We start from the raw sequence: 15,227 nt of genomic DNA on the forward strand, positions 1-15,227 counted from the left end.
TTGTGAAGAATTCTCTTCAGTAAGGGAGGCCTGCCATGATGGTGGGCGCAGCGACGGAGCCGGGTGTGAGTGCTCTTCTGACTGCCGAGGATGGCGCGCCCGTCGCGCTGGAGAATGCGGATGCCGGTTCCCGCATCCTGCTCGTCTGCGAGCACGCATCTCGCCGGCTCCCCCGGAGAATGGGGACGCTTGGGCTTTCGGCGGAGGCGCTGGAAAGCCACATCGCCTGGGACCCGGGCGCGCTTGCCGTTTGCCAGCTGCTGGCGGCCTCGCTTGATGCGATGCTGATCTACCAGCGTTTTTCCCGCCTCGTCTATGATTGCAATCGCCCCCCGGATTCGCCGGGCGCCATGCCGGCAGTCAGCGAGATTTTCGACATTCCGGGCAATGCAGCGCTTTCGGCGGCCGAACGGCTGGCGCGGACGGAGGCGATCTACAGTCCGTTCCGCAAGGGCTTGTCCGATCTCATCAAGACACGGGTTGCAAACCGTCGCCCGCCGGTTATCGTCACGATGCACTCCTTCACGCCGGTCTGGCACGGCCGGCCGCGGGAGGTGGAGGTGGGCATCCTGCACGACAGCGACAGTCGGCTTGCCGATGCGTTTCTGGCGGATGCTGCGGAGGACGATGCCTTCGTCACGCGTCGCAACGCGCCCTACGGGCCGCAGGACGGGGTGACGCACACGCTGATCGAGCACGGCATTCATAATGGCCTGCTCAACGTCATGATCGAGATCCGCAACGATCTCATCGCAAGCAAAGACGGCCAGAGGGTCCTGGCCGGCTATATCGGGGATCATCTGGGCAAAGCCCTGATGCGCCTCGAACCATAAAAAGACCCGGGGAGCGGCATGTCCGCGGAGACCGTTCCCGCCTTGTTGGCGGGGGCACTGGCACGACTGCGTGAAGACCTCGAAACGAACCTGAAAAACGGGGCACACACGCAGCACGATCAAGCGTTGCAGCGCCCGTGCGCCTTCAAGGTTGCGCGCCGCTGTACCGGCATCCGGCAATACCGCCCGGCGCCGAGCGTTCAGAGGGGACCATCATGCCTGACTATAGTGACGTGGATAAGCACGCGGACCTTCAGGTCCTTCATTCCATGGGATACGCGCAGGAACTCGAGCGACGCATGAGTTCGTTCTCGAACTTCGCGGTGTCCTTCTCGATCATCTGCATTCTTTCCGGCGGTATCAACTCGCTGGCACAGGCGACAGCCGGGGCCGGCGGGGCCGCCATCGGCATCGGCTGGCCGATCGGCTGCTTCGTCTCCTTCGTCTTCGCCATGGCGATGGCGCAGATCTCCTCGGCCTATCCCACGGCCGGCGGCCTCTATCACTGGGGCTCGATCCTCGGAAACCGCTTCACCGGCTGGCTGACCGCCTGGTTCAACCTGCTCGGCCTCGTCACCGTGCTCGGCGCCATCAATGTCGGCACCTATTATTTCTTCATGGGCACCTTCGGCACGCCATATTTCGGCCTGGAGGACACGACCACGTTCCGCATCCTGTTCCTCGTGGTCATCACCGGCCTGCAGGCGCTGATCAACCACATGGGCATCGGGCTGACGGCCAAGCTCACGGACTTTTCCGGCTACCTCATCTTCGTCACGGCCATCCTGCTGTCGCTGGCCTGCCTGATCGCAGCGGATAGCTTCGATTTCGCCCGTCTCTTCACCTTCTCCAACTTCTCGGGTGCTGCCGGCGGCAATGTCTGGCCGGAAACGTCCTCCACCTGGGTGTTCCTGCTCGGCCTGCTTCTGCCGATCTACACGATCACCGGCTACGACGCTTCGGCCCATACGTCCGAGGAAACGGTGAAGGCTGCAACGGCGGTGCCGCGGGGGATGATCTCGTCAGTGCTCTGGTCGGCGCTCTTCGGCTATATCATGCTGTGCTCGTTCGTGCTGATGATCCCAGCGCAGGCGCCGCTGGCCGACGGAACGGTCGCCGACGGCATGACGGCTGCTGCGTCGCAGGGCTGGAACGTGTTCTTCTGGTCGATGGACACGCAGATGAACCCGATCGTCAAGGACGTGCTCTATCTCGCGATCCTGTTGTGCCAGTGGCTCTGCGGCCTTGCGACCGTTACGTCGGTTTCCCGTATGATCTTCGCCTTCTCGCGTGACGGCGGCCTGCCGGCCTCCAAGGCTCTGGCCAAGGTCAGCCCGAAGTTCCGCACGCCTGTTGCGGCCATCTGGACGGGGTCGATCCTCTCGGTGCTCTTCGTCTGGGGCTCGTCGCTGATCACCATCGGCGAAACGCCGGTCTACACCATCGTCGTGTCCTGCACGGTCATCTTCCTGTTCTTCTCCTTCGCCATTCCGATCACGCTCGGCCTCTTTGCCTGGGGTACGTCGAAGTGGCCGGCACAGGGACCCTGGAATCTCGGCGAGGGCGTCTTCAAGCTCTTTGCCGGCCTGACGGTTCTGGCCATGATCCTGATCTTCGTTCTCGGCGTGCAGCCGCCGAACGGTCCGGCGCTCTACGTCACCGTCGGCTTCCTCGTGCTGACCGGCGTGATCTGGTTCGGCTTCGAGAAGCGCCGATTCCGCGGTCCGCCGATCGGCGAAGAGGTCAAGCGCCGCGCGGCCGAGATCGCCGCCGCCGAAAAGGCCGTGGGCCAGGCGTAACACCCTCTGCAAGCGAGGCGGCACCCGAAAGCCGGGTGCCGCCGATGACAGACACCAACGCATTCCGAAAATCGCAGACAGGACGCCCGATGACCTACTCGTTCGAAGAGCTGAAGACCGACGTTGCCGAAGGCCGTATCGATACGGTTCTTGCCTGCCAGATCGACATGCAGGGGCGGCTGATGGGGAAACGCTTTCAGGCCGAGTATTTCGTCGAGAGTGCATTTGAGGAAACGCATAGCTGCAACTACCTGCTCGCCACCGACCTCGAAATGGAGACGGTGACCGGATACAAGTCCACGAGCTGGGAGTCGGGCTATGGCGACTATACGATGAAGCCGGATCTCGGCACGCTGCGCCGGATTCCGTGGCTCGAAGGTACGGCGCTGGTGCTCTGCGACGTGCTCGATCACCACACGCATCAGGAAGTCCCGCATTCGCCGCGCGCCATCCTCAAGCGGCAGGTCAAGCGGCTGGAAGCCATGGGGCTGAAGGCCTTCATGGCGAGCGAGCTCGAATTCTTCCTGTTCGACCAGACCTACGACCATGCGCGCCAAAGCGGCTATCGCGACCTGAAGCTCGCCAGCGGCTACAACGAGGACTACCACATCTTCCAGACCACCAAGGAAGAGGACGTGATGCGCGCCATCCGCAAGGGGCTGCAGGGCGCCGGCATTCCGGTCGAGAATTCCAAGGGCGAGGCGTCCTCCGGTCAGGAGGAGATCAACGTTCGCTATGCCGAAGCGCTCGACATGGCCGACCGTCACGTCATCATCAAGAACGGCTGCAAGGAAATCGCCTGGGCGAAGGGCAAGGCGATCACCTTTCTCGCAAAGTGGCATATGAATGCGGCCGGCTCCTCTTCGCACATTCACCAGTCGCTCTGGAGCCTTGACGGCAAGACGCCGCATTTCTTCGACAAGCAAGGCGAGTACGGCATGTCGGAGACGATGCGGCACTACATTGCCGGTCTGCTGACGCATGCGGGCGAGATCACCTATTTCCTCGCGCCCTACATCAACTCCTACAAGCGTTTCATGGCCGGGACGTTCGCGCCCACGAAGGCCGTCTGGTCGAAGGACAACCGCACGGCCGGTTATCGCCTCTGCGGCGAGGGCACGAAGGGCATCCGCATCGAGTGCCGCGTCGGCGGCTCCGACCTCAATCCCTATCTCGCCATGGCAGCGCTGCTGGCCGCAGGGATTGCCGGCATAGAGGGCAATCTGGAACTGGAGGCGCCGTTCGTGGGCGACGCCTATTCCGGCAAGGACATTCGCGAGATCCCGAAGACGCTGCGCCACGCGACCGACCTCATGACGAACTCGGCCATGCTGCGTCAGGCTTTCGGCGACGACGTGATCGATCACTATACCCGTGCCGGCACCTGGGAGCAGGAGGAATACGATCGCCGGGTCACGGACTGGGAGGTGGCGCGAGGTTTCGAGCGCGCGTGAGATTATCACAACATTGAGATAAGTGGTGACAATATCGCATCTTTGGTGTATTTTTCACATCATGATGCGGAGAATGTACATGGCGATCAATACTGTGTGGTTTCATGACAGGCTCAATACAAAAGGGAAATCCCTGCGGGATCTCGCGCGGTTTCTCGGGCTCGATCCCAGTGCCGTTTCGAGAATGTTGAAAGGAGAGCGGAAGATGACCGCGGAAGAGCAGGACCAGATCGCCGAGTTTCTGGGCGTCGGCATTCTTGATGTCGCGGCGCATCGCCGTGGGGACCCGCAAGGCTTCCATGAGCATGGGTTCCGTGAAAGTATTCAGCAGGCTTATGTGCCGCAGGGCGGGCAAACGTCCCGCGTGCGTCTCGTCGAGTCTTCCGATCCCGCCTTCGTTCACCCGGCTTTCGGGTGCATGGTCGGAACCATGACGGTCCCTGACGATCTCGACCTCACCGCTCCGATGGATGTCGAATGGAGCGATACGCTCTATAATGCGTAACGAGATTCTTCTCGATACGTGCGCCGTCATCTGGATGGCGACCGGGCAACCGATGCGGCCGGAAGCGATCGATGTGTTCAAGGCGGCCGGGAGCGGAAACGGGCGATTGTACGTCTCCGCGATCTCGGCCTGGGAGATTGGAATGCTGATGTCGCGCGGTCGGTTGCCGGCAACGAAGGATGCGTTGTCCTGGTTCAATGAGTTCGTCGCAGAGGGAGACATCACGGTCGAAGCAGCGTCGCCGGATATTCTGGTCGCGGCGTCTTATCTTCCGTCGCTTGCGCACCGTGACCCTATCGATCGCATCATCATCGCGACGGCGCGCGAACGGGATCTGAGGATCGTTACGCGCGACCATGTCATTCTGGACTATGGTGCGCTTGGCAATGTGATGACGCTGGCCTGCTGACGCGTGCTTGCCGGGTTGATGATCTCCCAGCAGGCTTTCGTATTTGTATTTTCGTTTGTTGTCTCGAGACTTTGCTTTCCAGCTCGTCCCTGACAAATTTTATTCCGGAGACCCTGATGACGATGATCCAATGCATTTCGCCGATCGACGGCTCGGTCTATGCCGAGCGCGAGGCCATGCCCTACGAGGCCGCTTCCCAGGCGGTCGCCCGTGCGCGAAAAGCGCAAAAGTCCTGGGCCAAGCGCCCGCTCGAAGAGCGGGTGCAGCTCGTGCTCAAGGGCGTGACGCGGCTGAACGAGATGGCGGCCGACGTTGTGCCGGAGCTTGCCTGGCAGATGGGCCGGCCGGTAAAGTATGGCGGCGAGTTCCGCGGATTCAACGAGCGCTCGAACTATGTCGCCTCCATCGCCGCCGACGCCATGAAGCCGATGGTGATCGAGGAGAGCGACCGCTTCGAGCGGCGGATCGTGCGCGAGCCGCACGGCGTCGTCTTCGTCATCGCGCCGTGGAACTACCCCTACATGACCGCGATCAACACGATCGCGCCGGCCTTGATGGCGGGCAATGTCGTGATCATCAAGCATGCCAGCCAGACGCTGCTCGTCGGCGAGCGCATGGTGCGCGCTTTCACCGAGGCCGGCATGCCGGAGGACGTGTTCCAGAACCTCTTCCTCGACCACGAGACGAGCGCGCGGCTGATCGCTGCCAAGAGCTTCGACTTCGTCAATTTCACCGGCTCCGTCGAGGGCGGCCGGTCGATCGAGCGGGCAGCGGCGGGAACCTTCACCGGGCTCGGACTCGAACTGGGCGGCAAGGACCCGGGCTACGTCATGGAGGATGCCGACCTCGACGCCGCCGTGGATACGCTGATGGACGGTGCCACCTACAATTCCGGCCAGTGCTGCTGCGGCATCGAGCGCATCTATGTGCACGAAAGCCTCTACGACGATTTCGTCGAGAAGTCGGTCGCCTGGGTGTCGAACTACAAACTCGGTAATCCGCTCGATCCGGAAACGACGCTCGGGCCGATGGCCAACAAGCGCTTTGCCGCCGTCGTGCGGGCACAGGTCGCTGACGCGATCTCGAAGGGCGCGCGGGCGACGATCGATCCGAAGCTGTTCCCGGCGGATGACGGCGGCGCCTATCTCGCGCCGCAGATCCTCGTCGATGTCGATCACTCCATGGAATTCATGACCGAGGAAACCTTCGGTCCCGCAGTCGGCATCATGAAGGTCAAGACCGATGCGGAGGCGCTCGCCCTGATGAACGACTGCAAATACGGGCTGACGGCCTCGCTGTGGACGCAGGACCCAGAGCGTGCGGCCGCCATCGGCGCCGAGATCGAGACGGGTACCGTCTTCATGAACCGTGCCGACTACCTCGATCCCGCGCTCTGCTGGACCGGCGTCAAGGAAACCGGCCGCGGCGGCTCGCTCTCCATCTTCGGCTTCCACAATCTGACCCGGCCAAAATCCTACCATCTGAAGAAAGTCACGGCATGACCATTACCGCTAACTGGAGCTACCCGACCGCCATCAAGTTCGGGGCAGGGCGCATCAAGGAACTCGCCGAGCATTGCAAGGCTGTGGGCATGAAGCGGCCGCTGCTCGTGACGGACCGCGGCCTCGCGCCGATGGCGATCACGCAGAATGCGCTGGATCTTCTGGAGGCCGCCGGCCTCGGCCGCGCGATCTTTGCCGATGTCGATCCGAACCCCAACGACATCAACCTCGAAGCCGGGGTGAAGGCCTTCCACGATGGCGGGCACGATGGCGTCGTGGCCTTCGGTGGCGGTTCCGGGCTCGACCTCGGCAAGGCCGTCGCCTTCATGGCCGGCCAGACACGGCCGGTCTGGGATTTTGAGGATGTCGGCGACTGGTGGACACGGGCCTCCGTTTCCGGCATCGCACCGATCATCGCGGTGCCCACGACGGCGGGCACCGGCTCGGAGGTTGGTCGCGCCAGCGTCATCACCGATCACAAGACGCATACCAAGAAGGTCATCTTCCACCCCAAGTTCCTACCCGCCGTGACGATCTGCGATCCCGAACTCACCGTCGGCATGCCTCAGGTGATCACGGTCGGTACCGGCATGGATGCCTTTGCGCATTGCCTGGAGGCCTATTCCTCGCCGTTCTACCACCCGATGTCGCAGGGAATCGCGCTCGAAGGCATGCGGCTCGTGAAGGATTACCTGCCGCGCGCCTTTGCCGATGGGCAGGATATCGAGGCCCGCGCCAACATGATGAGCGCCGCCGCCATGGGCGCCGTGGCGTTCCAGAAGGGCCTCGGTGCCATCCACGCGCTGTCGCATCCGGTGGGCGCTCTCTACAATACGCATCACGGCATGACCAACGCCGTCGTCATGCCGGCCGTGCTGCGCTTCAACCGGCCTGCCATCGAAGAGAAGATCGCCCGGGCCGCCGCTTATCTCGGCATCTCCGGCGGGTTCGACGGGTTCACCGATTATGTGCTCGACCTGCGATCGAGCCTCGGCGTTCCCGATGCACTCTCGGGTCTCGGGGTCGGTACCGACCAGATCGAGCGCATGGCCGAGATGGCGATCGTCGATCCCACGGCCGGCGGCAACCCTGTCGAGTTGACGCTCGACGCGGCGCGGGCGCTGTTCATCGAAACGATCTGATGTCGAAATGCAGCCTGGCGCGAGCGTCTGCCGAAGCTCGCGCCAGGCTGTCTCTCATTGGTTCTCGTATGGCATGTTAACACTTCGTTAACCACGATTTGAAAGGTTCGGTTAACCACAGCGGCTTCAGGGGCTGGAGCTGTTTGAGGGGCAAACCGGGGCTTTGCATCCCCAACGAGGTTTCCATGCCAGTCATCACATTCGCCAACACCAAGGGCGGCGCGGGCAAGACCACCGCAGCACTCATTCTCGCAACCGAACTGGCACGCGCCGGTAACCGCGTGACGGTGCTCGACGCCGATCCGCAGCGCTGGATTTCGACATGGCATGAGCTCTCGGGCCGCGTTCCGAATATCGATGTCATCTCGGAAATCACGATGGCGTCGATCCAGGGCCACATCATCGAGAACCGTGGAAATACCGACTATTTCATCATCGACCTCGCCGGCGCGCGCAACAGCCTGCTCGCAACCGCGATCGGCCTTTCCGACCACGTGCTGATCCCCATCCAGGGCTGTTCCATGGATGCCAAGGGCGGGGCGCAGGTTCTGGAACTGCTCGCCCAGCTGGAGAAGCAGGTCGGCGTGCGCATCGATCATTCCGTTGTGCTGACCCGGGTCAGCTCGCTGGTAACGACGCGGGCGCTGCAGGTGGTAAAGGTGCTTCTGGCCAGCCGCAACGTGCGCGTTCTGGAAACGCCCATTGTCGAGCGCGCGGCGTTCCGCGACGTGTTCGATTGCGGCGGCACGCTGCAGACCATGGACCCGGCCCGTGTCAGCAATCTTGACAAGGCGCGGGAGAATGCTCGCGTGTTTGCCGAGGAGGTCCGCCGCCTCGTTCCGCTCCACGTCACCCGCGCCTTCCGCCGCGCCGCCTGATCTGGCTCTCGGGACGGGCCGCTATCGGTGTCGCGTCCTAGAAGCGTCGGTCGATCAGGTGCTTGGCCTGTGCGCCGACATGGTAGAAGGCCGACTTCACCGTACGCAACGGATCAGGTGTGAGCGGCGTTTCGTCAAGTGGCATTGCATGGGTGCCGCCGGTGATGTGATGGGCGAGCGCCCGGCCGAACACGGTGCCGGGCGCGATGCCGCGGCCATTATAACCGCTGACCGAGAGAACATCGGGCGCCACCGTGTGCAGGCGGGGCAGGGCGTTGGTGGTCATGCCGATGCGGCCATCCCACCAATATTCGAAATCGACATCGCCGAGCTGCGGAAAGAGCGCCGTTAGCGAGCGCTTGGCAAAGGCCCGATGCGTGCCCGTCGCCAAGGCATCGAGACGGCCGATGCTGCCGAAGATCAGGCGGTTCTGCTGGTCCATGCGGAACGAGGTCATCACCATGCCGGTATCCCAGCACCCCTGCCGTTCCGGCAGGATCGTTGCCGCGACATTTGCCGAAAGCGGCTTCGTCGCGAACTGGAAATAGGGCAGGATCGTCAGCTCCGTCGTCGGCGCGCTCCAGGGCATGCCGTCGACGAGCGTGCCATAGGCATTGGTGGCGAGAACGACTTTTGGCGCGGTTACGCTACCGGCCGGGGTTTTCAACACCCAATCATTCCCTTGGCGGGTGGCGCCGGTCAGCGGCGTCTCGGTGAAGAGCCGAACGCCGGCTTTGACAGCCGCATGCGCCAGACCCCGCGCATAGGCCAGAGGCTGGATCGTGCCGGCGCGGCGGTCGAGAAGGCCGCCTGCGAAACCCTCGGCACCCGTCAGCTGGCGCGCGCGATCCGCATCGAGCACCTCCACCGGCGCGCCGAAGCCAGCCCACTGTGCCTGCCGATCGGTAATGTCGGCAAGACCTTCGGCACCCACGGCCATATGCAGCGTGCCGTTGCGAACGGCCTCGCACCGGATCTCGTGCCGGGCGATCAGATCGAAGACGAGCGCCGGACCATCGCCGAGCGCATGCAGCAGGCGCTCGCCGGGCTCCTTACCGAGCGAGGCAATGAGATCGGCCGGCTTCGTCCACATGCCCGCATTGACGAGCCCGACATTGCGTCCCGACCCGCCGAAGCCGATCATGCGCGCTTCGATGAGGACGACCTTCACGCCCTGTTCCGCAAGGTGCAGCGCGGCCGACAGGCCGGTGAAACCACCGCCGATCACGGCGACATCTGCTGTCACATCCGCCTGCAGGGATGCGGTCTGCGGCGGGGGCGGTGCGGTCGCATGCCAGAGATTCGGCCCGATCTTGTAACGCGCGCGTTCATCCGCCATGCGGCAATCCTTGTCGTATCGCTAGGTCGTTCACCGCAGAGATAACCGATCCCGCTTGCGTTGCGTCATGACAATAGCGGATGACGTGATGAGCCGGCGCGATCCGGGACGCTAACTGACCGAGGATCACCGCGAGATTTTGCGGGACGGTCGGATTTTCCAGACAATTCCGTTTTCCGAACACCGTCCGGGAGCCCTTTTTCCCGTCGATGCGGCAGACCGTCGACCGCCTATTCGAGGAATTCCACAGTCGTGCCGACGCTCACCATCTTGGCCAGTTCCGTTGCATCCCAGTTGGTCAGCCGCACACAGCCATGGCTCTGTGTTTTGCCGATCTTCGACGGTTCCGGCGTGCCGTGAATGCCGTAGGTCGGCTTCGACAGCGCGATCCAGACCGTGCCGACGGGGCCGTTGGGGCCGGGCTGCAGGGTCAGGACCTTGTCGTTTTCGCCCTGCTTGAAATTGATCTTCGGATTGTAGGTATAGCCGGGATTGAGCGCGATCCGGTCGACCTGCACGGTGCCGGAGGGTGACGGCGTATCCGACGAGCCGATCGTCGCGGGATAGGCCGCAATCAGCGCGCCCGCCTCGTCATAGGCGAACACCTGCTTGCGCGCCTTGTCGGCGACGACGCGTGTGACCTTGCCCGTCTTCGGTTCGCCTGGATTTATGACCTTGATGATCGTTCCGGGAATCGTGAAATCGACCCCGGGGTTCAGTTCGCGCAGATAGGCCTCGTCCATATGGAAGCGCTCGCCGAGCATTTCCGTCGTCGAGGTGAAGGACATGTGCGGAAGCAGAGCCTTGTGGGCGTAGTCTTCCGGAATCTCCGCGACATAAGGCCCTGCCGCATCCGCCGCCGTGATGGTGTAGCTGGTGATCGCGAGCCCGCCGCTGAGGCGCAGGCGCTCCAGCGTGTCTTCCGTATTGTTCGGATCGAGCGTTTCCCCCGTCGCCTGCTGCCAGGCTTCGATGGCCTTGGTGACGTTCGAGCCGTTCTTGCCGTCGATCACACCGGGAGAGAAGCCTTCCCGATCGAGGAAGACCTGCAATGCGGTGATTTCCGCGCTGGACTTGCTGGTGATCGCTGCCGCACGGGGCAGGGTGGTGCCTTGCGATGCCGTCGGCTGTTCCGGCGGCAGTGCGGCCATGTCGTTTTCGTCTTGCGGAGCGTCCTGGCCTGCGGTCGGAAGATCGCCCCGCTCGACGCCCGGCGGCACGAAGTTGCGGTAATCCGGCACGCCATTCGCGCCACCGCGCTGCCGAATATAAGGACGTTCGCCATAGGCCTCGTTTCCGAAGGTCCTGTCGCGGGAGGGCTGGCCGCCGAAAGCTTCGTCGCCATAGGGTTCCGCGCCGTAAGGATCCGGCGGCGGGCGGCGGCGGCCTTCGTTTGCGGCACGCGATCCCATGACCGTTGCAACGATGTTGCCCCAGTTATCGACCAGCACCGTGCGGCCGCGCGCATCGCGCATCACCCGCACGTCGCCGTTCTCGGGCACATAGTCGAGAATATCGCCTTGCGGCGTCACCAGAACCTGATCTGGAGACAGCGCGATGCGGGACTGCGCCGCAGCCGGTGTGGAAACCGGCATGAGGCCGGCCGCCACGAGGGCGGCCATGAGGAAAGAAGGGATACGTCTCGGAGCGATGGTCACGACAAGAACCTGTTGATGGGCGGGCCGACCCGCGAGCTACAAGCGGAATGGGACGTTAATATGAAAAGACTGAATTCAACGTTAAAGAACTGCTAACCATATGCCGGGCAAGACGGCCAACGGCAAGAGAGACGCTTCGAGCGTTCCGAAGAGGTGACGATATGCGCATGGACGGAAGCCACGACGGGAAAATCGTGACGCTGCTTCTCGATCCCGCATCGGCCATGGATGTCGCGGCGCTGGTGGTCGATGGTATCGATCTCTCGCCGGGCCACGCCATCCCCTCTGACGGCGATCCGCGCATCGACCAAGCGCTGAAAGGCTTTCTCTTCACCTGCGGTCCCGACCATATCCGGCACCCCGAGCCGACGGCGAACGGCGGACGCTATCCGTTGCATGGCTCCCTGTCCGGCACGCAGGTGCCGACGGAAACGCTGACCGCGACGGAGAGCATGTGCGTTGCGATCGTCGATATCCGTCTCGCCGATGGCGGCAGCGCGCGACTGACGCGCAGATGGTCGATGACGCAAGGGGCCGTTCATCTCGAGGATCGAATCGAAAACATCGGCGGGGCGGCGTTCCCGCCCATGTGGATGTATCATCTGAACATCGCCGGTCGGTTTTTTGACGACAACACCCGCATCCGGGGAGACATGATTCCAGATGGGTCGCAGGGCTGGCGATTCGGGGATGACGAGAGCGCGCATGTGCTTTTTCCGGCGGTCGCTGATGATGGCTGGGCGAGGGTCGGCATCGGGCCGTTCCCGGCGCTGAGACATCGCATCCTTGAGGTCCGGTTCAAGACCGACGGCCTGCCGTTCCTGCAGATGTGGCGCTGCCAGCGCGGTGACGCCGATGTGGTCAGCATCGAGCCGGCATCGCACAGGATCGCCAAGCGTTCGGCGCTTTCCGAAAGCGGTGCGTTGTCCATGCTCATGCCGGGTGAGGCGATTGCCTATGAACTGATGTTCGGCCTCATTGATGACGCTTCGTCCGGCAAGGTGTGATTGACGTGCGCGGCAAAGGCGTCCTACATCTTCTTCAACGAAGGTTGCGGCACGCCGCGCGCCGAGGAGAACTTGCATGGACGACATCCGCCCGATCAACGATGAATATTCTGTAACCGGCCAGATAACGGCCGCCGATCTCGACCAGATCAAGGCCTTGGGCTTCAAGTCGATCGTCTGCCACCGGCCCGATCACGAACAGCCCGGCCAGCCGGATTTTGCCGAGATCGAACAGCGCGCGCATGCGCTGGGCATCGAAACGATGCACATCCCGGTCGGCCCTGCCGGCGTTACCGCTGACGCTGTTCACAAGATGGTCGATGCGCTCGATACGTTCCAGCGCCCCATTCTCGGCTACTGCCGCTCCGGCGCGCGCTCGACCGCGGTTTACCAGCAGACGCAGCATATTCGCGGCTAAGGTTGCTGGATGATTTTATCCTTAGACCGATTCCGGCTTAAGGAATTCTGCAGCGGGCGACGGGGGGCCTCCGGTGCCCCGCAACGTCCTCACGCAGCTGATGACTCGTCCCTTTTTTCAACGACACGCAGGCACCAGGCTGAAAAGTCGTCGATCGCCTGCTCCCTGATTGTGTCGTTCAGCGTCTCATGGCGCGCGCCCGGGTAAATGGTCGCCGTGACCTCTCGCAGCCCTGCTGTTTTCATCCGGGCCTGCAGCCACTGCATGGCCTTGCCCTTCTCTGTGGCCGGATCTTCTCCGCCGCCGACAAGGTTGATCGACATGCCGGGCGGCAACTGGCGGAGGCGGTCAGGCTGGGCGCCCGCGTAGCTCATGCGAAACAGGTCGATCCAGAGCGAAACCGTGACGTCGAATCCACAAAGCGGGTCGGCGATATAGCGATCGACCTCTGCCGGGTCGTGCGAAAGCCAGTCCAGATCCGTTCTACGCGCCGGTATCGTCCGCGCCCACGTTCCAAACGAGAGGCGGTCCACGAGCGGGCTCGGAACGTCCGAGCCTTTTAACATGCGCTCGATGGCCAGCAATCCCTGCCCGAACCGGCCGGCGAGGCCCGGGTTGAAGTTGGCGTTCCAGACGGCGAGGCAGTCATAGAGCCCGGGCTCTGCTTCGGCTGCATTCAATGCGATCAGGCCCCCCATCGAGTGCCCGAAAAGGATGACGGGAAGACCGGGATGACGTGAAACCGCATGGTTCCTGACGGCGGCAACATCCGCCAGAACCGCGCCGATCCCGTCATCGGGCGCAAATCTCCCCTGCAGGTGCGCAGCACTTCGCGTGGCGCCATGCCCGCGATGATCGTGCGTGTAGACCGCAAAGCCACGCGCCGCCATGGCCGCCGCGAAACTCTCGTACCGCCGAGCATGCTCTGCGAGACCATGGTTGATCAGAAGCACGCCGCGCGTCCCGCTGCTTGCAGCCATGTGGTAGAGCGCAAGATCCGCCCCGGACGGACTTGCGAGCCGACCCTCCTCGAATGCCACTGTCACCACCTCCCCAAGCCGTCCCAGACCGCCACTATCCCGCCCGGAAACGGGTTCTGTCAATATGAGGATCATCTAAAAAATTCGCCACCGTACATAAATCGTGCTTGCGTTATTCCTGTTTTAGTCCTCTATTGATCATGGTTTGTTCTGGAGGTTGAGATGACGTCAACATATATGGAAATGATGGTGATCGCTCTGAAGCGAGGGCTGCGCACCTTTCGTCCGGTGCTGGTATCCTGCGCCATCATCACGGCAAGTTGCGCTGCGTATGATGTGCATGCCGCGGAGTTGGCTGCTCCTCAAGCGGCCATCGGACGGAATACGCCCCATCTTGCCGACAGCGCATCTCCTATCGGGGTATCCGGGATCCTTCCCAGCGCGACGCCAGCTCTCCCCGTTGCAGCGGAGACCTCACCGCCAACATTTGTTCGGATACAGCCTGATCCCTCCGTCACGCAGAAGGGCGAGACACGTCAGTCGGCGCCCGGCAAAACCGGCTTCGTCCTCGGTCTCAGCTGGCTACCCGCCTTTTGCGAAACCAGAGCGAAGCGGCCTGAATGCGTTGGGCAAAGTACCGAGCGCGCGGACGGGACGCAACTGACACTCGCGGGGCTCTGGCCGGTCCGCAACAGCTTCTGCAAGGTCTCCGAGGCGCTACAGGCCGAGGATCGCAAGCGCGACTGGTTAGCCTTGCCGGCCGTACCACTGTCGGCGGATGTCGCGACCAAGCTTGCCGCTTCCATGCCGGGTACGGCCTCGGGCCTCGACCGTCATACATGGCTGCGCAGCGGCACCTGCCAGGTTCTCGATCCCGATGCGTATTTTTCCCTGCAGATCCGCTTGCTGGAGGCGGTCAACACGTCGGTTGTCGGCGCGCTGTTTCGAAGCCGGATTGGCAGCGACATCACCGAGGCCGAGGTTAAGGCGGCGTTCGATCAGAGTTTTGCGGCCGGAGCCGGGGATCGTATTCGTCTCCAGTGCCGGCAGGTCGGTGACCGTATGCTGGTCACGGGGCTGACGATCGGTCTCTCCGCGACGATGGAAGAGACGTCGGATCTTGGGGCCCTGATCCATGCGGCGGCGCCGACGCGTTCGCGCTGCAGTGGTGGCGTGGTGGATGCAGCCGGCCGGGTTCGTCCCGAACGTCAGGCCGTTGCTGGGCAAATGGCGCCCGGGGCGAGCGGGGCTGCCAAGCTGGTTGACGTTCGCTAGCGATGGCGCCCGGCGGCGGCCTCTGGCG

Annotated in this window: 14 protein-coding genes; 11 read left to right on the forward strand and 3 right to left on the reverse strand. The window is 63.1% G+C overall.

What is annotated here, in order from left to right; genetic code table 11:
• Positions 1 to 65: 65 nt before the first annotated feature.
• The 8 genes from G8E10_RS12270 (at position 66) to G8E10_RS12305 (ending at position 8,522) form a co-directional block, all read left to right on the forward strand.
• The gene (locus G8E10_RS12270; protein WP_343289738.1) at positions 66 to 833 is read left to right on the forward strand and encodes an N-formylglutamate amidohydrolase; all 768 of its coding nucleotides are present in this window, start codon (positions 66 to 68) and stop codon (positions 831 to 833) included.
• A 215-nt stretch (positions 834 to 1,048) separates the two neighbouring features.
• Positions 1,049 to 2,632: an amino acid permease gene (locus G8E10_RS12275; protein WP_167129216.1), complete on the forward strand. Its 1,584-nt coding sequence runs from the start codon at positions 1,049 to 1,051 to the stop codon at positions 2,630 to 2,632.
• Positions 2,633 to 2,721: 89 nt separating this feature from the next.
• Positions 2,722 to 4,086: a glutamine synthetase family protein gene (locus G8E10_RS12280; protein ID WP_167129218.1), complete on the forward strand. Its 1,365-nt coding sequence runs from the start codon at positions 2,722 to 2,724 to the stop codon at positions 4,084 to 4,086.
• A gap of 73 nt (positions 4,087 to 4,159) precedes the next feature.
• Positions 4,160 to 4,591 carry a helix-turn-helix domain-containing protein gene (locus G8E10_RS12285; protein ID WP_167129220.1) on the forward strand — a complete coding sequence of 144 codons (432 nt, stop codon included), beginning with the start codon at positions 4,160 to 4,162 and terminating at the stop codon, positions 4,589 to 4,591.
• Positions 4,584 to 5,000 (forward strand): type II toxin-antitoxin system VapC family toxin, encoded by a 417-nt coding sequence (locus G8E10_RS12290; RefSeq protein ID WP_167129223.1) that lies wholly within the window; start codon positions 4,584 to 4,586, stop codon positions 4,998 to 5,000. The genes G8E10_RS12285 and G8E10_RS12290 overlap by 8 nt, the downstream gene beginning before the upstream one ends.
• A 116-nt stretch (positions 5,001 to 5,116) precedes the next feature.
• Complete coding sequence (locus G8E10_RS12295; protein WP_167129225.1) at positions 5,117 to 6,502, forward strand: aldehyde dehydrogenase family protein; 1,386 nt, start codon at positions 5,117 to 5,119, stop codon at positions 6,500 to 6,502.
• Complete coding sequence (locus tag G8E10_RS12300) at positions 6,499 to 7,644, forward strand: iron-containing alcohol dehydrogenase (RefSeq protein ID WP_132662919.1); 1,146 nt, start codon at positions 6,499 to 6,501, stop codon at positions 7,642 to 7,644. The genes G8E10_RS12295 and G8E10_RS12300 overlap by 4 nt, the downstream gene beginning before the upstream one ends.
• Before the next feature lie 185 nt (positions 7,645 to 7,829).
• On the forward strand, positions 7,830 to 8,522 hold the full coding sequence (locus tag G8E10_RS12305) for a ParA family protein (RefSeq protein ID WP_132447555.1): 693 nt from the start codon (positions 7,830 to 7,832) through the stop codon (positions 8,520 to 8,522).
• Positions 8,523 to 8,559: 37 nt separating this feature from the next.
• Here the strand turns inward: G8E10_RS12305 and G8E10_RS12310 are convergent, their stop codons facing one another.
• Positions 8,560 to 9,861, reverse strand: coding sequence for an NAD(P)/FAD-dependent oxidoreductase (locus tag G8E10_RS12310; protein WP_167129227.1), 1,302 nt, complete (start codon positions 9,859 to 9,861; stop codon positions 8,560 to 8,562).
• A 230-nt stretch (positions 9,862 to 10,091) separates the two neighbouring features.
• Complete coding sequence (locus G8E10_RS12315) at positions 10,092 to 11,483, reverse strand: L,D-transpeptidase family protein (RefSeq protein ID WP_132447952.1); 1,392 nt, start codon at positions 11,481 to 11,483, stop codon at positions 10,092 to 10,094.
• A 203-nt stretch (positions 11,484 to 11,686) separates the two neighbouring features.
• Between G8E10_RS12315 and G8E10_RS12320 the strand changes: the two genes are divergently transcribed.
• Positions 11,687 to 12,526, forward strand: coding sequence for a DUF4432 family protein (locus G8E10_RS12320; RefSeq protein WP_425530836.1), 840 nt, complete (start codon positions 11,687 to 11,689; stop codon positions 12,524 to 12,526).
• Positions 12,527 to 12,602: 76 nt separating this feature from the next.
• The gene (locus G8E10_RS12325) at positions 12,603 to 12,944 is read left to right on the forward strand and encodes a protein tyrosine phosphatase family protein (RefSeq protein WP_092934460.1); all 342 of its coding nucleotides are present in this window, start codon (positions 12,603 to 12,605) and stop codon (positions 12,942 to 12,944) included.
• Positions 12,945 to 13,033: 89 nt separating this feature from the next.
• On the opposite strand, the gene G8E10_RS12330 is transcribed toward G8E10_RS12325, so the two are convergent.
• The gene (locus tag G8E10_RS12330) at positions 13,034 to 13,924 is read right to left on the reverse strand and encodes an alpha/beta fold hydrolase (RefSeq protein ID WP_281517557.1); all 891 of its coding nucleotides are present in this window, start codon (positions 13,922 to 13,924) and stop codon (positions 13,034 to 13,036) included.
• 222 nt (positions 13,925 to 14,146) lie between these two features.
• Between G8E10_RS12330 and G8E10_RS12335 the strand changes: the two genes are divergently transcribed.
• Complete coding sequence (locus tag G8E10_RS12335; protein WP_167129234.1) at positions 14,147 to 15,199, forward strand: ribonuclease T2 family protein; 1,053 nt, start codon at positions 14,147 to 14,149, stop codon at positions 15,197 to 15,199.
• Positions 15,200 to 15,227 lie beyond the last annotated feature (28 nt).

Origin of the sequence: Ferranicluibacter rubi, assembly GCF_011603255.1 — a bacterium.
In the GTDB taxonomy this organism is placed as follows: Bacteria; Pseudomonadota; Alphaproteobacteria; order Rhizobiales; family Rhizobiaceae; genus Ferranicluibacter; species Ferranicluibacter rubi.